The sequence below is a fragment of the Thermococcus sp. AM4 genome (assembly GCF_000151205.2).
Classification (GTDB): domain Archaea; phylum Methanobacteriota_B; class Thermococci; order Thermococcales; family Thermococcaceae; genus Thermococcus.
Genome location: NC_016051.1, coordinates 1,890,767 through 1,910,629 on the forward strand (window position 1 = coordinate 1,890,767; position 19,863 = coordinate 1,910,629).

Annotated in this window: 25 protein-coding genes; 10 read left to right on the plus strand and 15 right to left on the minus strand. The window is 55.1% G+C overall.

The window, feature by feature from the left end; genetic code table 11:
• Positions 1 to 43: 43 nt before the first annotated feature.
• Entirely contained in the window at positions 44 to 886 is an 843-nt protein-coding gene (locus TAM4_RS10355; RefSeq protein ID WP_014123176.1) for an ATP-dependent Clp protease proteolytic subunit, read from the minus strand.
• A 109-nt stretch (positions 887 to 995) separates the two neighbouring features.
• Between TAM4_RS10355 and TAM4_RS10360 the strand changes: the two genes are divergently transcribed.
• Complete coding sequence (locus tag TAM4_RS10360) at positions 996 to 1,424, plus strand: DUF356 domain-containing protein (RefSeq protein WP_014123177.1); 429 nt, start codon at positions 996 to 998, stop codon at positions 1,422 to 1,424.
• Here the strand turns inward: TAM4_RS10360 and TAM4_RS10365 are convergent.
• The 3 genes from TAM4_RS10365 to TAM4_RS10370 form a co-directional block, all read right to left on the minus strand.
• A complete protein-coding gene (locus TAM4_RS10365; RefSeq protein ID WP_014123178.1) occupies positions 1,421 to 1,759 on the minus strand; it encodes a type II toxin-antitoxin system VapC family toxin in 339 nt (112 codons plus the stop codon). The genes TAM4_RS10360 and TAM4_RS10365 overlap by 4 nt on opposite strands.
• 90 nt (positions 1,760 to 1,849) lie before the next feature.
• Complete coding sequence (locus TAM4_RS11845) at positions 1,850 to 2,020, minus strand: hypothetical protein (RefSeq protein WP_014123179.1); 171 nt, start codon at positions 2,018 to 2,020, stop codon at positions 1,850 to 1,852.
• A 40-nt stretch (positions 2,021 to 2,060) separates the two neighbouring features.
• Positions 2,061 to 2,594 carry a multiprotein bridging factor aMBF1 gene (locus tag TAM4_RS10370; protein WP_014123180.1) on the minus strand — a complete coding sequence of 178 codons (534 nt, stop codon included), beginning with the start codon at positions 2,592 to 2,594 and terminating at the stop codon, positions 2,061 to 2,063.
• Between the two features lie 67 nt (positions 2,595 to 2,661).
• On the opposite strand from TAM4_RS10370, the gene TAM4_RS10375 reads away from it, so the two are divergent.
• Both TAM4_RS10375 and TAM4_RS10380 read left to right on the plus strand, forming a co-directional pair.
• On the plus strand, positions 2,662 to 3,159 hold the full coding sequence (locus TAM4_RS10375; RefSeq protein ID WP_014123181.1) for a GNAT family N-acetyltransferase: 498 nt from the start codon (positions 2,662 to 2,664) through the stop codon (positions 3,157 to 3,159).
• Positions 3,160 to 3,176: 17 nt separating this feature from the next.
• Positions 3,177 to 3,467, plus strand: coding sequence for a hypothetical protein (locus TAM4_RS10380; RefSeq protein ID WP_014123182.1), 291 nt, complete (start codon positions 3,177 to 3,179; stop codon positions 3,465 to 3,467).
• Here the strand turns inward: TAM4_RS10380 and TAM4_RS10385 are convergent.
• From TAM4_RS10385 to TAM4_RS10410, 7 genes are all read right to left on the minus strand, one after another.
• Positions 3,464 to 3,853, minus strand: coding sequence for a PIN domain-containing protein (locus TAM4_RS10385; RefSeq protein ID WP_014123183.1), 390 nt, complete (start codon positions 3,851 to 3,853; stop codon positions 3,464 to 3,466). The two genes, TAM4_RS10380 and TAM4_RS10385, sit on opposite strands and share 4 nt — an antisense overlap.
• The gene (locus TAM4_RS11765) at positions 3,850 to 4,002 is read right to left on the minus strand and encodes a hypothetical protein (RefSeq protein WP_014123184.1); all 153 of its coding nucleotides are present in this window, start codon (positions 4,000 to 4,002) and stop codon (positions 3,850 to 3,852) included. Before TAM4_RS11765 ends, TAM4_RS10385 begins: the two co-directional genes overlap by 4 nt.
• A 48-nt stretch (positions 4,003 to 4,050) precedes the next feature.
• On the minus strand, positions 4,051 to 4,455 hold the full coding sequence (locus TAM4_RS10390; protein ID WP_014123185.1) for a Zn-ribbon domain-containing OB-fold protein: 405 nt from the start codon (positions 4,453 to 4,455) through the stop codon (positions 4,051 to 4,053).
• Between the two features lie 2 nt (positions 4,456 to 4,457).
• Complete coding sequence (locus tag TAM4_RS10395) at positions 4,458 to 5,618, minus strand: thiolase domain-containing protein (protein ID WP_014123186.1); 1,161 nt, start codon at positions 5,616 to 5,618, stop codon at positions 4,458 to 4,460.
• A gap of 10 nt (positions 5,619 to 5,628) precedes the next feature.
• On the minus strand, positions 5,629 to 6,681 hold the full coding sequence (locus tag TAM4_RS10400) for a hydroxymethylglutaryl-CoA synthase (RefSeq protein WP_014123187.1): 1,053 nt from the start codon (positions 6,679 to 6,681) through the stop codon (positions 5,629 to 5,631).
• Between the two features lie 109 nt (positions 6,682 to 6,790).
• Positions 6,791 to 7,471 carry a fibrillarin-like rRNA/tRNA 2'-O-methyltransferase gene (locus TAM4_RS10405; protein ID WP_014123188.1) on the minus strand — a complete coding sequence of 227 codons (681 nt, stop codon included), beginning with the start codon at positions 7,469 to 7,471 and terminating at the stop codon, positions 6,791 to 6,793.
• Between the two features lie 5 nt (positions 7,472 to 7,476).
• Positions 7,477 to 8,745: an rRNA biogenesis protein Nop5/Nop56 gene (locus TAM4_RS10410; protein WP_014123189.1), complete on the minus strand. Its 1,269-nt coding sequence runs from the start codon at positions 8,743 to 8,745 to the stop codon at positions 7,477 to 7,479.
• 99 nt (positions 8,746 to 8,844) lie between these two features.
• On the opposite strand from TAM4_RS10410, the gene TAM4_RS10415 reads away from it, so the two are divergent.
• A complete protein-coding gene (locus TAM4_RS10415; RefSeq protein WP_014123190.1) occupies positions 8,845 to 9,909 on the plus strand; it encodes an SPOUT family RNA methylase in 1,065 nt (354 codons plus the stop codon).
• Between the two features lie 65 nt (positions 9,910 to 9,974).
• On the opposite strand, the gene TAM4_RS10420 is transcribed toward TAM4_RS10415, so the two are convergent.
• The 3 genes from TAM4_RS10420 to lonB all read right to left on the minus strand — a co-directional run bounded on the left by TAM4_RS10420 (position 9,975) and on the right by lonB (position 14,833).
• On the minus strand, positions 9,975 to 10,700 hold the full coding sequence (locus TAM4_RS10420; protein ID WP_014123191.1) for a DUF92 domain-containing protein: 726 nt from the start codon (positions 10,698 to 10,700) through the stop codon (positions 9,975 to 9,977).
• A 103-nt stretch (positions 10,701 to 10,803) separates the two neighbouring features.
• Entirely contained in the window at positions 10,804 to 11,259 is a 456-nt protein-coding gene (locus tag TAM4_RS10425) for an Lrp/AsnC family transcriptional regulator (RefSeq protein ID WP_014123192.1), read from the minus strand.
• A gap of 259 nt (positions 11,260 to 11,518) precedes the next feature.
• The gene (lonB, locus tag TAM4_RS10430; RefSeq protein WP_014123193.1) at positions 11,519 to 14,833 is read right to left on the minus strand and encodes an ATP-dependent protease LonB; all 3,315 of its coding nucleotides are present in this window, start codon (positions 14,831 to 14,833) and stop codon (positions 11,519 to 11,521) included.
• A 104-nt stretch (positions 14,834 to 14,937) separates the two neighbouring features.
• Between lonB and TAM4_RS10435 the strand changes: the two genes are divergently transcribed.
• Genes TAM4_RS10435 through TAM4_RS10450 form a run of 4 tightly spaced genes read left to right on the plus strand, consistent with a single transcriptional unit; the run spans position 14,938 to position 17,045 of the window.
• Complete coding sequence (locus TAM4_RS10435; RefSeq protein ID WP_014123194.1) at positions 14,938 to 15,729, plus strand: DUF2666 domain-containing protein; 792 nt, start codon at positions 14,938 to 14,940, stop codon at positions 15,727 to 15,729.
• A 59-nt stretch (positions 15,730 to 15,788) separates the two neighbouring features.
• Complete coding sequence (locus TAM4_RS10440) at positions 15,789 to 16,169, plus strand: RidA family protein (protein WP_014123195.1); 381 nt, start codon at positions 15,789 to 15,791, stop codon at positions 16,167 to 16,169.
• A 25-nt stretch (positions 16,170 to 16,194) separates the two neighbouring features.
• The gene (locus TAM4_RS10445; RefSeq protein ID WP_014123196.1) at positions 16,195 to 16,569 is read left to right on the plus strand and encodes a Mov34/MPN/PAD-1 family protein; all 375 of its coding nucleotides are present in this window, start codon (positions 16,195 to 16,197) and stop codon (positions 16,567 to 16,569) included.
• A 50-nt stretch (positions 16,570 to 16,619) separates the two neighbouring features.
• Complete coding sequence (locus TAM4_RS10450; RefSeq protein WP_014123197.1) at positions 16,620 to 17,045, plus strand: metal-dependent transcriptional regulator; 426 nt, start codon at positions 16,620 to 16,622, stop codon at positions 17,043 to 17,045.
• 49 nt (positions 17,046 to 17,094) lie between these two features.
• Here the strand turns inward: TAM4_RS10450 and TAM4_RS10455 are convergent, their stop codons facing one another.
• On the minus strand, positions 17,095 to 18,423 hold the full coding sequence (locus TAM4_RS10455) for an NCS2 family permease (RefSeq protein ID WP_014123198.1): 1,329 nt from the start codon (positions 18,421 to 18,423) through the stop codon (positions 17,095 to 17,097).
• Positions 18,424 to 18,643: 220 nt separating this feature from the next.
• Between TAM4_RS10455 and TAM4_RS10460 the strand changes: the two genes are divergently transcribed.
• Entirely contained in the window at positions 18,644 to 18,943 is a 300-nt protein-coding gene (locus TAM4_RS10460; RefSeq protein WP_014123199.1) for a Gar1/Naf1 family protein, read from the plus strand.
• A 6-nt stretch (positions 18,944 to 18,949) separates the two neighbouring features.
• A complete protein-coding gene (locus tag TAM4_RS10465) occupies positions 18,950 to 19,861 on the plus strand; it encodes a transcription initiation factor IIB (RefSeq protein WP_014123200.1) in 912 nt (303 codons plus the stop codon).
• Positions 19,862 to 19,863: the final 2 nt, after the last annotated feature.

The following is a 19,863-nucleotide window of genomic DNA, read 5'->3' on the forward strand; positions in this document are numbered from 1 at the left end:
ACGAAGTTTTTAAAACTTTCGGTAACTAAAAAAGGTAAGGGGTTCATTTGACCCCTTCCTGCTTTACGGGATAGGGCATGAACTCCACAGTGCCCCTCTGCCTTACCGGTTGCTTGTAAAGCTCCATCAGCGCGTAGATCTCCTCTGGAACGTCCGTCTCGACATGAAGTCCCAGTTCCTTGGCGTGATCGACCGTAATCGGGTAATCGTGGGTCCACCTTCCCTCCGTGAGTATCTGGGCCAGCTGCCTGGCTTTCTCCTCGCCGTATCTGTCCTTCAGCAGGTAGAACACGAAGTCCTGAACCTGCTTTATCGCCTTCTTGGCCACGTCTGCCAGAATCAGTGTCTGGTCGTCCACTTTCTCGGCTCCCTTCTGTTCCACTGCCTTTACGATGCTCGGGGCCGGGTACTGACCAAGCTGCGGATCAACTGGTCCGAGAACTGCGTTGGGATCCATTATTATCCTGTCGGCCGCGAGGGCTATAAGCGTCCCCCCGCTCATGGCGTAGTGAGGCACTATCACCCTCGTCTCCGCCGGGTGCTCCTTGAGGGCCCGTGCGATCTGAGTTGCCGCTAAAACCAACCCTCCTGGGGTGTGGATGATGAGGTCTATCGGTTTATCCTTCGGCGCCGCCCGTATGGCCCTGAGTATTTCCTCGCTGTCCTCAACGCTTATGAACTTGTACACGGGGATTCCAAAGAATCCGATGCTCTCCTGCCTGTGGATCATCGTTATTACCGTTGAGTTCCTCTTCTTCGCTATCTTGGCCAGCAGTTTGGCCCTCATTATCTGGAGCTGCCTGTACTGGAGCTGGGGCCACATCAGGATGTACAGGAAGAACAGCCACCAGAGAAGTGAACCTAAGAAACCACTGAGTGGGTCCATGGGTTTCCCCCCTTAACGTTTTGACGGAATGTTTACGCTTTCCGCTACTTAAAGCTTTGCTTTCGATCAGGTTTATAAGCATCCGAACCGCCCATTCTCTGGTGAGAACATGCGAAACACGATTGTCTTGGTTAGAACCGACAACTTTCAGAAGGCGAGCGTGGCTTTGGCCGACCTCGTGAGATACGGGGGCATGAGGATTCGCGGTGACCCGAGGATAATCCCGCCGGCCCTCTCGGACTGGGCCTTCGAAAAGATAAGTGGCGAAAAACCAAGAAAGCGCTTTAAAGCCCACGTCGTGGCTCAGATTGACCTTCCGCCGAGGAAGGCCATAGGAAGGCTGATGGACATTCACCCACCGGCCCACGTGCTCGTGATTCCACCGGACACTGAGGTATGGGAGGAGTTAATGCGCCTCTGGGGAAGCTTTGAGAAGCTCCGCGGCTTCCACCCCCCGAAGAGGACGAAGGCCGAAGAAGCCCGGCGGAAGGCCGAGAAGAGGAGAGAGAAGGAAGAGTGGGAGTTCGAGGAGGTTTAGGGAAGGGCGTTTAGTCCTTCTTTCTCCCCAGCCTGTTTAAGGTCGCTGTCCAGCGTTCCAAGGTTTCTCACTTCAAAGACAAGACAAGTGGCGAGGATTATTGCGTCATTCGGGAGCAGGTTGTGCTTTCTCATGAGCCCATAAGATACCTCAAGAACCTCATCGTCTGTAGGAAGAACGTGAAACTGGTCAAGGAAGTCCTTTGGTTCCTCGGTGAGGATTACGTTTCCTATCTCGCCCCGCTTTTTGATGGTAAACGGGGAAACTCCAGTTTTGAGGGCGATGTAGTGGAAAATGAACTCACTGAAAACTATGTCGTTGATTACTGGGACCAAATTGGAGTTGAGAATCTCTTCAAAGAGCGAAACGGCGGAGGATTACCTTTTAGTCCCTCGATTAAAACGGAGGAGTCCAAAAAGATAAGCTCACTGGAGGTACCAGTCTTCTTCATTGACATCCCCCTTGAACTTGCCAAGGTACTTGAAAAGAACAGCTCTGCTCAGCCCTTTCCCCATCTCCCGCTCAAGTATAATTTTTATCTTCCGTTCAATGAGGCGCTCCATTCCAGAGGGTACCTTCACAACTATCTCGCCCACTGAAACCACCAAAGTAAATAGAACTAAAGGAATTTAAACTTCACTTCTTCCTCTTCCGTATCCTGATGTTGGCGATGTCGCCGAGGGTCGGCTCGTAGTCCTTCGGAATCGTCTTCTTTTCCTTGAACTCCTCCTCGACGCGCTCGATGAGCGTAATCTTGAAGTAGCGTTCAAGCTTTTTGGCTTCCTTGATGGTGGGTTCGCGGTAACCGTGCGCTATGGCTCTCAAATCGTTCACCGAAAGCCCAATCTCGTGGGACAGCTCCTCGTAGCTTTTACCGCTTCTCTGTATAGCTTTGTAAACCCTCTCGGCGAAGTCCTCGACGATTTCTTCGGTGTAGAGCGGTCTCTCGCGGTAGGGCTTCGGCTCCCTCTTCGGCCTCGGAGCTGAGACGGGCCTTCTCCTCGGCTCTCTTCCGGTGGGCATTATGCTGAAGCCGGACTTCTTTCGGCCGTACTTCTCGTAACAGCGGTCGCAGACGAGGACCTCGGCACCTTCGAGCCTTATCCTGTGCCCCGGGCCTCTAATGGGCGCACCACAAATCTCGCAGTAGCGCGGCTTGGCCTTGCTCATAGCTACCACCTTCTCTACCGCTCAAAGCTCGGAGTCAGGCTTTTTAAACCCGACGATGAGGGTATGGATGATGACGGAAGTGAAGATAGAGAAACTCCAAAAGCTCGACCAGGAAACGCTGGAGAGGCTGATAGAGATTTACATGAACGCCTACGAGGGAATGCGCGAGTACGGCGGGGAGGGCGAGAGCTACGCGAAGCGTTATCTTAGGTGGTGCTGGAGCAAAGCTAAAGACGGCTTTTTCGTTGCCAAAATCGGCGACGAGATAGTCGGCTTCATCGTCTGCGACGACGACTGGTACAGCAAGTACGAGGGGAAAACGGTTGGGGCCATACATGAGTTCGCCGTGGACAGGAAGTATCAGGGGCACGGAATCGGGCGGAAGCTCATGGAGAAGTGCCTCGAGTACCTGAAGGGAAAGAAAATCGAGCTCTGGGTCGGCGAGAAGAACGAGCGGGCAAAGAGGTTTTACGAGGAGTACGGTTTCAGGGAAGTTGGAAAGCATGGCATCTGGGTTAGGATGGTTAAGCCTGCCGAAAAGGTGATAAGCGCGGACGAGAAGTAGTTTTATTGGTGGTTGCAATGCCGTGCATTCAGCCGGCGAACCCTGATAGGGTGAAGGAAATGAAAGAGGAGAGCTTCATAAGGGAAGGAAAGGGAAAGCTCAAGGTCACGATAGAGGGGAGCGAGACCCTCGAGACGACGATGAGCGGAAGGCTGAAGAGCGTCGAGGAAGTGGCCGAGATGCTCGGCGTCGAAGCGAAGGACGGAAAGATAGAGGCCGTGGTTGACGGAGTGAAGGTCAGGATGGAGAAAGGGAAGCTCGAGCTTGAGTTCGAGAGCGGGGACAGGATGAGGATTGAGAGGGCTTAGCTTTCAATTATTATTGCATCTCCCAAGAGCCGAAAATGGTGGTCGGTTGTAACCACAAGCGCCCCGTATCTCTTGGCGGTTTCTGCAATAATGCAGTCTGCAAGTGAAACGTGCTTGTTTTTGTTCCTCCTGCGGATTTTTGCGTGCAGTTTTCCCGCCTTTATAGCGACTTCTCTATCCAACGGAACTACCAGACCCATATCCGCTATCATCCCCACTACACTTAAATCAACCCCGTTTCTCTCCAAGAAACTACTAAGCTCCGCCAAAACGAGCGTTGGGATAATCACCAGCTCTGATTCGTTGAGAATCTTGAGAACAGCTTTTCCCTTCTCGGTGCCCCTAATAAGTTCCACGAGGGCAGAAGTGTCGGGGATAACTATCATATCCTCACGTCCACCCGGTCTTCTTCCTTAAACTCCGGAAGCCCTTTGGCTATCCCGAAGAGTTTATCCCAGTTCTTTTTCTTCTCCCTTCCCTCAAGGAGTCTCCTCAGTTCCTCCCCGTTAATCGGGACTTTAACCTCTATGGCCATGTCATCACCCAAACGAGAATTGGAAAGAAAAATAGATAAAAATTTCCATCACTTCAAAACGGGCCTGAACTTGTAGGCGTAGAGAATTATGCCGTCCTCCTCAAACTCCCTGACCTTTCTGGTCACGACCTCAACTTCCATGCCCTCGTGGATTTCCTCCGGGTCAACGTCCGTCAGCTGGGCCAGAACGACGGGCCCTTCCTCGAGCTGAACCAGGGCCAAGGGATAGGGCTTGTAATACTCGAACCCGCTCGGCGGGTTCCTCACTATCGTCCAGGTGAGCACCTTGCCCCTTCCGCTGAACTCGTACTCCTCGACGTTCTTCGAACCGCAGACGGGGCAAACTCCCCTGTGGGGGAAGAAGACGTGGCCGTTCTCGCATTTGCCCCCTATGAGCCTGTACTTCTCGCGGAAGTGCCTCCAGTAGCGGGAAACCTGCATCGGACGGGCCATCTTCACACCCTCCTGAAGATGCTAACGGTTATGTTCGAACCAGTTCCACCGATGTTCTGGGTCAGGCCGACCTCGGCGTCGGGAACCTGGTTCGGCGCCTCACCGCGGAGCTGGAGAACCGCCTCGAGAGTCTGGTAGACGCCGGTAGCTCCAACGGGATGACCGCGAGCTTTGAGTCCTCCCATCGTCTGTATCGGATAATCCGCGTCAATCGCTATCTGGCCCTCTCTGGCGAGCTTCGCTCCCTCACCCTTCTTCGCGACGCCGAGAGCCTCAAGACTCAGCGCGGCCATGACCGTGAAGGCGTCGTGAACCTCGAAGAAGTCGATGTCCTTAGGCTCAACTCCCGCCATCTTGTAGGCTTTCTCTGCTGCTATCTTCGCCGCCTTGAGGGTGAGCAAATCTTCCCTGTTGGCGAGGTTTATTGTGTCTATGGCGCGCGCCATTCCAGCAACTTCAACCCACTTCTCCTTCGGAACGCCGAGCTCCTCGGCCTTCTCGGGGGTGGTTATTATCACTGCCGCTGCTCCGTCGCAGACCGGCGAGGCGTCGAAGAGCTTGAGCGGGTCGGCTATGTAGGGGCTCTTTAAAACAGTCTCGACCTTGATGGGCCTCTTGAACATCGCGTAGGGGTTCTTGGCGCCGTTGGCGTGGGCGTTGACGGCGAAGAGGGCCAAATCCTCCTCGGTGTAGCCGTAGGTCTTCATGTAGTGCCTCATGATGAGTGCATTGAGCGCCACGAAGCTGGCCCCGTGGAAGAGCTCCCACTCGGCGTCTGCCGCGTAAGCCAAGTAGCGCGTCGCGTCGCTCGGCCATGCATCTGTCATCTTCTCGACGCCGACGACGGCGACAACATCCTCCAATCCGCTGAGAACGGCCTTAACGCCCTCCTGAACGGCGGCACCTCCGGAGGCGCACGCTGCCTCAATTTTAACCGCGGGAATGTTCCCGAGACCGGCCCAGTCAGCTATGAGCGCGCCGAGGTTCTCCTGCTCGACGAAGGGACCCGAAACCATGTTGCCGACGTAGAGGGAGTCAACCTTATCGACGCCGGCATCTTCCATCGCCTTGAGGAGGGCCTCAACGGCCAAATCCCTAAGTGAGAGCTTCCAGTGCTCGCCAACGGGCGTCATGCCCGCTCCGATTATGACTGCCTTCCTCATCTCCACCACCTCACAGTATGAACTTCCTCCTGGCTTTGGCGTAGAGGGCGTAGTCTATGTACTTCTTCCTCTCGACGTAGTCCCTAACCTTCGGCGCGAGGTCCCTCTTCTCCTCTATGGCGTCCTGAACGACGATGCTGAAGGCGTCGCTTCCGGCTCCGGAACCAAAGGAGACCCACAGAATCCTGTCGCCGGGCTTGGCTATGTCGAGAACCGCTGAAACGCCGACCATCGTCGCACCGCTGTAGGTGTTTCCAATCTTGCCGGTCAGCAGGCCGGGAAGAACCTTCTCCTTCGGGATTCCAAGGATTTTGGCAGCGGTGAGCGGGAACTTGACGTTGGGCTGGTGGAAGACCGCGTAGTCGAAGTCGTTGACTGTAAGGCCAAGCTCCTCCATCAGCGTTTTTGCCGCGTTGATTATGTGGTGGAAGTAGGCCGGCTCACCGGTAAAGCGGTTTCCGTGCCTCGGGTAGTGCTCGTGCTGGCGCCTCCAGAAGTCCGGAGTATCGGTAACGTAGGAGTAGCTTCCCTCGAAGTAGGCAACCGTTTCGGAGCTCTTCGGCCCAACTATGAAGGCAGCTCCGCCCGCTCCGGCAGTGAACTCGAGGTGGTCGCCGGGCCTTCCCTGGGCAGTGTCCGCTCCGATTGCCATCGCGTAGTCGGCCATCTCGGAGCCAACGAAGCCGATAGCTGTTTGCAAAGCTTCGGTTCCGGCCTTACAGGCGAACTCGAAGTCGGCGGTGCTGACGTCAGGCGTTGCTCCGATTGCCTCGGCTATGACCGTTCCTGTGGGCTTAACCGCGTAGGGCTTGCTCTCACTGCCAAACCAGACCGCCCTTATGAGCTTGGGGTCAATTCCGGCCCTCTTGAGCGCGTTTCTCGCTGCCTCAAGTCCTATGGTGAGCGCGTCCTCGTCGAGACCTGGAACGGCCTTTTCCTCTATTGGAAAGCTCGAAACGCCCCAGACCCTTCCTATCTCCTCGGCCTTGATTCTATACATCGGAACGTAGGCACCGTAGCCGACGATGCCCACTTCCCTCTTCGGCTTCAGAAGTTTCCTCATGGGCATCACCCACAAACGCTTGAACGTAACTTCGCCTAAGATTAAAGGGGGCCTTATAAAAGCCTTTCGGTAAAAGTGAAAAAGAGTTTAGGCAATCGACGAGGAAAGCTCAGGGCTTCCTGACCACGAACAGCGCGTGGTCCTTCTCGTAGGGCTCCAAACTAAGCCTCTCGACGACCTCGAAGTACTCGGAAAGCTCCCTCTCAACCTCCTTGAAGACCTCCTCAGGCTCCTTGGTGACGTCGATGCTCCTGCTCTTGACCGAAATCATGCCGTAGCCGCCGCTCTTGAGGAAGACCTTTGCGTTGTCGATGAGGATTTTCGCCTGCGTCGGCTGGGCGACGTCCTCGAAGATGACGTCAACCTTCGGAACCAGCGCGCGGTAGCCTTCGGGCTTCGTTGCATCGCCGAGTATAGGAACGATGTTCCTCCTCTCCTCGACTATCGGAACGAGCTCCCTCAGAACCCTCGGCGAGAACTCGACGCCGAATATCTTGCCCTCCCAGCCGACGATGTCGCTGACGTGGGAAGCGGTTGTTCCGCTCGCTATTCCGAGGTAGAGCACCGTTGAGCCGGGCTTAATCGGGAAGTTCTTGAGGCCGTTGAGGATAGCTGCACCCAACTTTGAACGGCTCGGGTTCCAAATCCTGTACTCCTCGCCCTCGAACTTGATGACTCTCTCCCCGTAAACCCTCTGGCCGGGAACGAGGTTCTTGGTTGCAATCTTCTCGCTCCCGTCGTCATCGATGACGATGTAAACGCCCGGGAACCTGTGCTTCTTAACCTTCATCTACCTCACCTCTTGCCCTTCTTTTTCTTCTTACCCCTCTTATCGGGCTTGCCCTTACCCTTCTTCTCCTTCCTGCCCTTCTCGTGCTTCTTGCCCTTCTTGTCCTTGCCCTTGAACTTCTTCTTTTTCTTCTTCTCGGGCTTGGCCTTCCTCTTGGGCGGGTTCGGGTACTTCTCCTTGATTTCCTTGATTCTCTGCTCGAGCTCCTTCTTGAGCTCCTCGCCGATGTATTCGCCTGAGAAGTAGTCAACCCTCGCCGCTATGGCCAGCTTTCCGGCCAAAGCCCTCGCAATCTTACCCCTCTGCCACCAGGGCGAGCGGTTTATTGCAGGGTACTGGAAGATTACGCCGTGCTTGGGTGGCTTGGCACCGGTTCTTAAGTGCCTGAAGAGGGCCTTTTCAGCGCCAAGAACCTGTATCGTCGATGCCGGCATCATGGCAAGCTCCTTAAGACCTCCAGCGAGGCTCATCAGGCGAGCGGCGAGCTTCGCACCGACGAGGGCCTTCAGGTTCGGAGCAACTTCGCCAACAGCGGTCTCAAGGTAGTCCTCAATCTGCTCCCTCAGCTTGTAGAGGTCGGAAATCTCGCTGGCGAGCTTCCTTATGATTTCGCTGTCGAACTTGCCGAGCGGTGCTCCCATGGACTTCTCGGCCGCCTTGAGAATCTTCTCAACCTTGCCCTCGGAGAAGCCGAGCTTTTCAAGCTTCTCCCTGCTCACGTTCTCCCTCGGGCCGATTTCCTTGACAAATGCTACATACTGAGGGTGCTTGGGCAGAATTTCGTCCAGCTCGGGGAAGTGAAGGCCGTACCACTCCCTAAGGCGTGAAACGAGCAGGTTAATGACCTTGTCGATGTCGTCCAGAGCTTCGATTGCCTGTATAATCATCTTGTCGCGCGCACCGCTCTGCTCCTGTATGCGGAGCCTCGTCAGAGCGACGCCGACGGTGTAGTACTCGTCGAACCAGTTCTCGCCGAGGAACTCCTCCGGGCTTGAGCGGAGCTTTTCTCCTGCCAAGTTAGGGAACTCGGCGGTGGCGTTGTAGCCGAGCTCCTTGAGCTTCCTGCTCAGCTCGGTGTCCTCAACGATGAACTCTTCGTAGCCCTCTCCGCCCAGCTCGTCGAGGAGAACTAAAAGCTCGTCGCTCGGTTCGCCCTTCAAAAGCCTGTCGAGGCTTACCTCCGGCTTCCCGCTGAAGGGTTTGCTCGCGATGAGCTTCCCGCTCTCGTCGAAGGCGTAAATGCCCCTGACGTTCTCGGCAATGTAAACCTTCACCCCAACCACCTCCGGATCATATTGGGTTCCCTCTATAAAAAGATTTCATGCCTCCAAAGGTCTATAAACCCAGCGATAGAGCGATGATTGGTGTTAGGAATGAGTGCCGGTAGGAAGTTCATAGTCAAAACGCAGAGGGGCATGGAGAGTGTGGCCGCCAACTACATCTCCGAGTTGCTGCCCGGGGCAAACGTCTGGGCATCGCCGATGGGCTATTCAGGCCTCGTGATAGTGGAGAGCTCCGATGAAGGCGCAATGGAGAAAATACTCCAGATTCCAGAGGTGGAGAGGGTGATTCCGGTCATAGTCGAGACGGAGGCAGAGCTTGAGAGAATAGCTGAGAGTGCGGAAAAGCTGGCGGGTTTCATAGGTGAGAACGAAACCTACGCCGTGAAGACCAAAAGGCGTGGAAAACACGACTTTTCAAGTATGGACGTCAACAGGGTTCTGGGTGCTAAAATCAAGGAGCTCACCAACGCCGACGTCAATCTGAGCTGGCCGGATAAGGTCGTTCAGGTGGAGATAATCGGGGATAAGGCGTACATCTCCGTGATTCCTGGGGAGGAGTTCAGGAAGTACACCCCAGACAAGATAGACGCGAGAAAGCTCTTCTCCAAGGTTACACTTGTCCAGATGCCCTACTGGGGTGATTACAAGGCCTGCAGGCTGTTCGGCGAGAAGATAGGAAGGGCCGCCCAGGCCTTCGAGGTCAAAGAGCTGATCATCGCACCGAAGGAAAAGATGGACGCCTATGAGCTCATGGAGTTCATCAGGGGAGTGAAGGTCGGACAGGAGAGCCGCTATCAGATTCAGAGGGATGCCTACCCCTGGAAGGTCGAGAAGGTTCCAGTTACGGTGTGGGATCTCTACCAGGTTGTCAGGGATAAGAGGCGCAAGAAGAGGCTGTTGATTATAACGGACCCCAAGGGGCCGACGCTCGCCGAGGTCAAGGAGAAGCTCGCAAAGGACATTCACTACGCCAAGGAGGTCGTCGTGTTTATAGGCTCAAGGGAGGGCATTCCGAAGGGACTCTTCCGCTTCGCCGACTACGTCGTCGATCTCGCCCCGTACATGACCTTTGCCACGGAGCACGGTATTCCAGCGGCGCTGGTGTCTCTCTGGGAGATCTACGAAGAGTTCCTTAGGGGGGAGAAGAAGGAGTGATTCTTTTCTTTTTTTGGCGTCAGACCCTAAGGTCCTCCTCACAGCTCGGGAATCCGCCGTAGTCATCATCCGCCCATTACATAGAAGACGAGCGCCCCCACCAAACCACCGATCAGAGAGGCCAGGAAATTGGTGCCGTTGTTGTTGACAAAACCCCTGTTCTCGAGGGTGGCCCCGATGAAGCTGTCAGCGTTTATTCCAATGAAGCCCCCACTCAGAATAGCGAGGGTCATGGTGAGGTCGTGTCTCGTGAGGGGCAGCGCGAAGGGAATGATAACCAGAACGCCGAGAAGTGCGAAGAGTTCGCCCGCCAGGGAAACGCCCCCGTTCGTGCCGGGCTTCACGGGCTTCAGGTTCGTTATAAGCCTCGGCCTCTTTCCGTAGATCTTTCCGAGTTCGCTGGCGAGGGTGTCACCGTTGACCGTTGCTATGGCCGAGAACGTCGCGGCCCAGAAAACATCCTGCTTTGTGATCGCCTCTATGATCAGGAACACCACAACGGCCAGCCCGTTTCCGAGGACGTTTCCAACGCTCCGCGTTTTCTCCTCTATGGAGGAGAAGCCCTTTCTAACTTTCTCGCCAAAGCGATACTTAGTCGCCGCGATCCCGGAGACCAGAAACACGAGAAGGGCCAGAAGGGTGTAGACGTTGCCCAGGAGGATCACGATAAGGCCTATTACAACCGAGGCCAGCGTTCCGCTGAGATCGAGTGCCTTGGTCCTGTACGAGATCAAGCCTAGGAATAGCACGGTGAGGCCCATGACGCCGGTTGTGAAGGATGGATCGTGCATGTCTCTGGCCCCCTGATTTTACGTTGTTTTCTGTGTCATATCGTGGGGGCTCATTTATTACTCTTTCCCTCGACTATTGGCGAGAATTAAAAAAGAATCGGAGTTAGAAAGTCTGAAACTTGCAGGTCTCGGTTATGAAGGTTATGTCCACGTGATCGATGTCCTCTATGTCGCTCGTGATGGACTCTATAATCGACTGGATCTCCCTCATGTCCTTGGGGGCTATCACGTGGACGACGAGGTTGTGGGTGCCGAGGGCCTTCTGGATTATCTTAACGTACTCCTTCTCTTTGAGGCTCTGGACTATGGCGTCTGTTTTTGCTCCGGGTTTGAGGGTTATCCCGAGGATTATGTAGGAGTACCCGAGGGTTTCATAATCCGGCAGTATGGTGTACTTGCGTATTATCCCCGCCCTCTCGAGTTTGTCCATTCTCCTGGAAATCCTCTGCCGTGTTGTCCCGATTGCCTCGGCAAGCTCTTTGTAGGTCATCCTTGCGTTTTCGGAGAGAAGATGAACGATCTTAAGGTCAATGGAGTCTATTTTAACTTTCCTTGGCATCCTAACACCTCCGGTGTGTACGGTTTCCATATCCCCTTAGGGGTTATAAGATTTTCGGAAAATTTTCAACATTTTGTGACGAGGCTATCGGTTATGGTTCCTAATGGAATGTTCGTAATTCGAATGTCCGCCTAAATTGGGGTTCGGATGTCACACAATGTTACAAAATTACCATGTTATTATTTCAATGCAATGGTGTTTTATGGTGATATTACTCACCAAAATGTAAATACCGAAGACGCCAATAAAAAAGAAACGCTCAGGTTTTGCGGAGGGGCAGCGTGTCCCTTATCCTGCTCAGCAGTTCTTTCTTTTTCTCCGAGTCTTCCAGTGCTATCTCAAGTACCTCGTCAATGGTCTCAACGGGGATTATCCGTATCTTGGAAGCTTTATCCGGACTGAGGAACACGTCCTTCTCGTTGGCCTTTGGTATGATGACCGTCTTAATTCCCGCCTCGATCGCCGCCTCTATCTTGGGGGTTGCGCCGCCTATCGGCAGAACCTCGCCGCGGACGCTAAGCGAGCCGGTCATGGCAACATCCTGCCTGATGGGGATCTCCTCGAGGGCCGAGATTACGGCTGTTGCAACGCTTATGCTCGCCGAGTCCCCCTCGACACCCTCGTACGTCTGAAGGAACTGGACGTGAATATCATAGCGGCTGATGTCTTCTCCCTTGTAGCGCTTGATTATGGCCGAGACGTTCTGGACTGCCTCCTTCGCTATCTCGCCGAGCTTTCCTGTGACGATTATCTTTCCTTCCTCCTTGCTCGCGGCGGGGGCAACGACGGCCTCAATCGGCAGGACAATACCGCTCTGTTCCCCGATGACGGCCAGACCGTTTACCCTTCCTATCTCGCCGCCTTCCGTTTTTATGACCTGGTACTCCTTCTTGTTCTCTATGTACCAGTCCGCGAGCTGCTTCTCGAGGGGCTTTGCCATCTTCATGGCCTCAAGGACGTCTTCCCTCTCCACGTACTTCTTGCCCTTCTTGACCGCTATGTCTCCAGCGGCCCTTACGATACCACCCAGATCACGAAGGCGAAGCGTCAGGTGGCCCTTTCTGCCCCCTCTCCTCTGGGCCTCGCGAACGATCTCCTCAACGGCATCGCGCGTGAAGTGCGGAATCTTGCCGTCGCGCTTGACTTCTTGAGCAACGAACTGGACGAGCTTCCTCCTGTTCTCTATCGTGTCGGGCATCGTGGTTCTCATGTAAACCTCGTAACCGTAGCCCCTAATCCTCGAGCGGAGTGCGGGGTGCATTTTCTCTATCGTGTCGAGGTTTCCGGCCGCAACGAGAATGAAGTCACAGGGAACCGGTTCGGTTCTGACCATCGCGCCGCTCGAGAGCTCGCTCTGGCCAGTAATCGGGAACTTCTTCTCCTGCATCGCTGTGAGAAGGCTCTGCTGCATCTTGAGGGAGAGCGTGGCTATCTCGTCGATGAAGAGAACCCCCTTGTGGGCGCGGTGTATCATTCCCGGCTCAACGCGCTCGTGGGCTGGAGTTCCGAGGCCTCCGGAGTTCTTGACGAAGAGGCCGTTGGCTACTAAGTTGCCCCTCTCCGTCGTCAGGTTGTAGGTTACCTCCACTTCCTCCCACGTCTCGACGAAGGTCCTCTTCTCGCTCTTCTTCACGCGCTCGAACCATTTCCTGAGCTCGTCGAGCCTGTCGGCGTGTCTCGAATCGCCCGCTTCGTTCAGGTACTTTTCAACTTCGGCGATGAACTTCTCCCTCTTCGCGGGGGAGAGGCTTATCGGGACGAGTTCAAGGAACGTCAGAACGTTGTCTATGGACTGCGACAGGATGAGCCTGACCTTGTGTTTGCCCCTTGCTTCATCAACCCTGACCTTGGCGTCTATTCCAAAGAGGCCGAGGTGCCACGCGAGCTCCTCAAAGAACGGCAGCTTGTCCTCGAGCTCCTCCGCGAGCTGAGCAACTTCAAGCGTTCCGTTGAACTTTATGCCCTCCTTGTAGCGGGCAAACCTCGGAACGCTGCCGTCGCCGCTGTAGAAGCCGTCGAAGAAGGCCAAGAACAGCGATGGCTTGAGCTTGACCCACCACGGGAGTTCAAGCCTGACCCTTGTTTTGTTGCCGACCGGAGCACCGAGGGCCACGAAGAACCTTATAACCCTTCTGTCCCAAGTCCTGAAGAGAACGCTCCTGCCCTTTGCCTCCCGGTTCTCCTTGATTTCGTAGTCGAATTCGCCAAAGAGCTCCCTAAGGGTATCAACGAACCTTTCAACGGCTTCCTTTTCGCTTGAGATGAAGCTCAACGTGTTGAGGTTTCTGTCGATGTTACCGTCGCTGAAGAGTGCTCCCACAAGGAGGGCAACCTTCTCAAGCCTTTCGTCGTCGCTTCTTAGGGGCAGAAGGTCAAGTCCTTTGAGCTTCTCCGCCATCTTGAGGGATTTTGGCTTTGCCCCTTTCTCCCACCAGCGGAGGGTGCTCGCCTTTATTCCGAGCTCCTTCGAGGCCCTCTTGTAGCCGTGGCCTGTCCTCTCGCGGTGCTCCATCCAGCGGAAGTAGTCCCTCAGCTTGTCCTCCTCGCCGTAGGTTCCGGCTATCCCGAACTCGTCGAGCACCACAACAGGAACGCTGATGAGCTCGTCCCTTTCTGTGAGCTCCCCGACTTCTTTGAGTCCGCTGGGGGTGTAGACCCTGTGGTCTGGAGTTAGGGCAAGCCAGTAGTCCTTCTCAAGGTTGACTATCCTCCTCAGCCTCTGCTTTCCAACCCTCTTGTTGGCGTAGAGGAGCTTTGTGAAGCCTTCTCTGGTGAGGACTTCAACGTTCTCATTCCTGAAGTCGTGGTAGACTACCCTGACGTCCCCATCCGTCCCCTCGCCTGACGGGTTCTTCAGAGCATTCTCAACGAAATTCTTGAGCTTTACAGCCTTTATCTTGCCGTTTTCTCTGATAACAACGCTCTCGTTTCCGCTAAAGCACTGGAACGGGTCGTGTCTCACGTCGCCGAGCAGTGCACCCGCATGAGCTCCTGTCGCGTCTATGAACGGGGCCTTTGTCCTTCCGCAGTTGTCGACGAGGAGCTTGGGCACGAGGACACTCGTTCTCATCCTCATGTTTGAGAGAACCATTATGGTGAGAATGATGACGAAGAGCCCCATGAGGAAGTTCTGGGTCGAGTACTGCATCATAACGGCCATCATGACCATGAAGACTATCGCGAGCAGGAGGTAGGACTTTATGTTCTCCTGGCTCTTGGCCTTTTCGCGGTACTTCTGCACTATCCGCCTTCCCTGGCATGCCGGGACGGTCTTGATCTTGGGCATGTTCTCGTCCTCTGGGTTTGGAAAGACGAGTATGTCCTCGAGGTTCTCTGTTGGGAGTAGCTCGGCCATCGCCTGGCCCAGCATGGACTTTCCAGTTCCGGGTTCACCTATCAGGAGGACGTGCCTCCTCTGCCCGGCTGCCGTTTTGATAACCTCGACGGCGTGATCCTGACCTATGACCTGATCTATGAGTCTCTCGGGGACCTTGACCTCTTCGGTCGTCTCGAACTCGATTCCGAGGTCAAGGGTCTCGCCGGTTTGAAGGGCTCTCTCCTCTCCCATGAGCATCCCCTTCTCTGCCTCTGGCAATGCTACCCCGCGAGACTTGTAACTTTATCCTTGAGGGCAAAGATAAAATACCCCCTCGGGCTATTAGCTTCTGGGGATGAAAGATGCCTCGGGCTGTTGAAGACCACGTCATGTTCACGGCAAAGCACGGAAACTGGAAGGTTGCGGACAGGCTGATGGATATGGAGGACGAAGGGGTCGCCCGTTTCCTGGCGAGGGTTGCCAACACGGTTAACTCCAAAATTCCAGAGTACCTGACGGATGTTATGAACGTTGCTGGGATAATGAGCCTCGCCGAGGGGTTTGACGGCGATCTTACGAAGGTTATAGTTTCCCTCAAGTCTCCGGGCACCTCGAGGAAACTCGGGGCACTCGTCTTCGAGGAGGATAAGAAGCTCAAGAAACTCCTGGTTGATGCCGCAAAGGCGCTGCTGGTCAGGCTTACCCTCTCGAGGTTCGTCCCCGTGGACTATCCCGACGGTCTGCTCGAAGAGGTCCGCGTGATGTTTCCTTTCCCCGAAGACCACGTTAACTTCACGGCCAAGCACGGCAGGTGGATAGTCGTCAAGAGGCTCATAATAGACGACTCAACCCAGAAGGTGGACGTTGCCAGGCTGCTCGCGAGCATAAACGAAACGGTGACCCTTAAGCTCCCGGCTTACGCGGGCATAGATGTGAAGGGCATTGAGGAGTGGTTCGGGCCCAGGAAGAAGGTGAAGAAATCGGAGATCCCGTCCGTCGTTGAGAGGTACCTCAACTTCCAGCCCTCAGAGTTCGCCCCCGGCTTCGAGGAGCACGCGAGGGTTTACGCCCTCAGAAAGGCCCTCGAGCTCATCGGTCTTTCACTGGACGTGCCGGCCAAGAGCCTGGAGAAGTATCTTGAAAAGAAGCCATGATGAGGCCGAGGACACCCGACGAAAGGATGAGGAATCTTCGCTTCGCTGAGGTGATCGAGATGGAGAAGGAGTTCGTGTTTCCCGAGGGGATTTCCCCCATCGGGCCGTACAGCCCGGGCGTCGTCGCCTCGGGCAGGCTGCTCTTTGTTTCGGGCCAGATCCCCCTGGATCCCGAGACCGGTGAGCTGGTTAAGGGGACGTTCAAGGAAATGGCCAGGAGGGCCATTGAAAACCTCCTCTCCGTTGTTGAAGCCGCTGGAGGAAGCGTTGAGAACGTGGTTAAGGTAACGGTCTATCTGAGGGACATTGGCAAATACGGGGAGTTCAACGAGGTTTACTCTGAGTTCTTCAGCGGAGCAAAGCCTGCAAGAGCGGTTGTTGAGGTTTCCAACCTGCCCAAGGGGGTTGAGGTTGAGATTGAGGCGATAGCCGTGCTCTGATTTTTCAATTTTTGGAGGGCTGAAGTTGGTCGAGAAGGTTAGGATACGTGAGGAACTCCTCGAGTACCTCTTAGAACTCGCGAGGAGCTTTTATCCAAACGAGTTCGCGGGATTTCTCCGGGAGAAGGATGGGATCTTCGAGGAGGTTCTCATAGCCCCGGCGGGTCACTTTGGTAGAACCTCGGCGTTTTTCAACACGTGGATGCTTCCGCTGGACGACGATGTTAAGGGAACGGTCCATTCTCACCCGGACCACGTATGCTGGCCCTCCCGGCAGGATCTCTGGTTTTTCTCAAAGTTCGGGGGCGTTCACCTGATCATCTGCTATCCATTCACCCCTTCGGACGTTAGGGCGTTTCTTAGCTCGGGAGAGCCGGTAGAGATCGAGGTGGTCCCCTGATCCCGAAAACTACTTAAACATTTTTGGTTATCCTAACTCAGGTGAGGCCGTTGGAGGTTAGCAAGCGAGAGGAAGAGTACCTCGAGACCATGTACCTCCTCTACAAGAGCAAGGGTATAATCCGGGTTAAAGACATCGCCAAGAGAATGAACGTCAAGCCTCCAAGCGTCATCGATGCCCTCAAAAAGCTGAGCAGCAAGGGTCTGGTGGAGTACGAGAAGTACGACAGGATTCTCCTCACGGAGGAGGGCAAGAGAATAGCCGAAAAAACCTACGCCAAGCACAGGTTTCTAACCGAGTTCTTCGTGGAGATACTTGGAATTCCGCCCGAGATAGCCGAGGAAGACGCCTGCCAGTTCGAGCACTACGTGCACGAGGAAACCGTCAGGAGGATGAAGGAGTTCGCCCAGTTCATACGCGAACAGTGCCCGTACGCGATAAAGCAGTTCGTTAAGGAGAAGCTGGGAGAAGGCTGATTTTTCGTCCGCGATTCTCTTCTTCCGAATTCCGAAATTAAAAAAAGAGTCAGAAGACTCCGCCCAGGTAGGCGAAGTAGAGCAGGAAAACAACCGCCAGAACGTACATGAGCGGGTGAACTTCTCTCCAGCGGCCGCTGAAGACCTTCAGCAGTGTGTAGCTTATGAAGCCCATTCCAATGCCGTCCGCTATGGAGTAGGTATACGGGATCGTTATGAGGACGAGGAAGGCCGGAATGGCCTCGGTGTGGTCCGAGAAGTCAACCTCCCTTATGGCGCTGAGCATGTAGTAGCCCACTATCACCAGAGCTGGAGCCGTTGCAAATGTCGGTATCGCCCCCGCGAGTGGGGCTATAAAGAGGCCTATCGCCAGGAAGAGAAGCCCCGTCACCACCGCCGTCATTCCGGTCCTTCCGCCTTCCTCTATACCCGCGGCGCTCTCTATGTAAGTTGTCACCGTCGAGGTTCCGAGAACGGCTCCGAGGGTGGTTCCTATCGCGTCTGTGAGGAGAACCTTCTCTGCATCGGGCACTTTGCCGTCCTTCGTGAGGAAGCCCGCTTTGGCGCTCAGTCCCGTTACGGTTCCAAGGGTGTCGAAGAAGTCCACCATGAAGAACGCGAAGACGACTCCAAGGGCTCCCACGTTGATCAGGCCGTGCAGGTCCATCTTCATGAAGGTGTAGCTTATGTCGGGAGTTGAGAAGAGCTTCGTCGGCCAGCTGGCCGCTCCGGTAATCCAGCCCAATACGCTGGTCGTTAGTATCGAGATAAGCAGGGCCCCCTTAACGCGGAGGGCTATGAGTATTCCCGCCAGGAAGAGGCCGAAGAAGAACAGCAGTCCGGCCTTGGTTGCAAGGGCAGAGGCGTTAAGGCCAGTGAAGAGCAGAACTCCCTTGTTGGTGGCGGCCGTTAGGAGTCCCATGTCGTTGAGGCCTATGAACGTGAGGAACAGGCCGATTCCAGCTCCAACCGCGTACTTCTGGCTGAGGGGTATCGCGTGTATTATCGCGCTCCTGACCTTCGTTATGCTGAGGATGATGAAGATTATGCCCTCGACGAAGACCGCCGCGAGGGCGACCTTCCAGCCGTATTTTGGCGCAACGGTGTAGGCGAAGTAGGCGTTGAGTCCCATGCCCGGGGCCAGGGCGAAGGGCTTTTTGGCGTAGAGGCCCATTATGAGGGTCGTAATACCTGCAGCGAGGGCAGTTACCGCCACGAGGGAGTCAAACGCTTTAGCCCCCATCGCCGCACTGAGGATCTTGGGGTTAACGAAGAGTATGTACGCCATCGTCATGAACGTTGTGATCCCCGCGAGCACTTCCGTCTTCATGTTCGTTCCGTACCGATCGAACTCAAAATACCTCTCAAGGGCTTTCATTTCACCACCCCCCATTGACTGATTACTGCTAAAAAAGTGCTTTTTTAAACCTTTTCTTAACAAATTTTTGTCCAAGAAGCGAGAGGGGTGGACACTCAAAAAGGGGCTCAAATTTAACTTCTAGATCACTCCCAAATAAAAGCCTTTCGGAAATTACCGAAAAGCTTATAAATGAATTGAGCGAAAAGTTTAAAAGGAGATGGCCTTTTGGGGTGGGGCTATGAAGCGACTCGGGAGGGTTTCTCACTACGCGAAGCAGGGGTTTCTGATAATCAGGACGAACTGGGTGCCCAGTTTGAACGATCGTGTCGTTGACAAGGATCTCACCTTTGTTGGTGTTATCAAGGATGTTTTTGGTCCCGTGAAGGCACCTTTCGTTGCAGTGAAACCCAGGGTAAAGAAGCCCGAAAGCTACGTGGGCTCTGTTCTGTACGTTGATAATAGAACCAGGAAAAAGGGGAAGGAGACCCGGCCCAAGAAGAGGCGTCCCAGACGCCCCACCCCCAAGAGAAGGGGGTGAGAACCTTTGGCCGATAAGAGGGTGTGTCCGGTTTGTGGTTCAACGGAGTTTTTCTTCGACAGGACGAGGGGAGAGCTCGTCTGCAGGGTTTGCGGCTACGTGCTTGAGGAGAACGTAATCGATGAGGGGCCGGAGTGGAGGGCCTTCGATCCGGATCAGAGGGCCAGGCGCGCGAGAACAGGTGCGCCGATGACGCTGATGATACACGACAAGGGCCTCTCGACCGACATAGACTGGCGCGACAAGGACATACACGGCAATCAGATAACCGGCATGTACCGGAGCAAGCTCAGAAGGCTCCGCATGTGGCAGAGGAGGATGAGGATAAACGACGCCGCGGAAAGAAACCTCGCCTTTGCCCTGAGCGAACTCGACAGAATGGCGGCGCAGATGAGGCTCCCTAGACGCGTGAAGGAAGCCGCAGCCGCACTCTACCGCAAGGCCGTCATGAAGAAGCTAATCCGCGGGCGGTCGATCGAGGGCATGGTTTCCGCCGCCCTCTACGCGGCATGCAGAATGGAGGGCATTCCAAGGACCCTTGACGAGATAGCGAGGGTTTCAAAGGTCACGAAGAAGGAAATCGGGAGGAGCTACCGCTTTATGGCCCGGGGGCTGGGCCTCAACCTCCGCCCAACGAGCCCGATCGATTACGTCGATCGATTCGGCGACGCCCTTGGCGTGAGCTCCAAGACCAAGCAGCGCGCCAAGGAGATCCTCCAGGAGGCCATAAAGAGGGGCATCACAAGCGGTAAGGGTCCGACGGGGCTCGCGGCTGCGGCCCTGTACGTTGCCTCGCTCCTCGAGGGGGAAAAGAAGACCCAGCGCGAAGTGGCTGAGGTCGCCCACGTCACAGAGGTCACGGTCAGGAACCGCTATAAGGAGCTCGTCGAGAAGCTCAACATCAAGGTTCCGATGTGAGG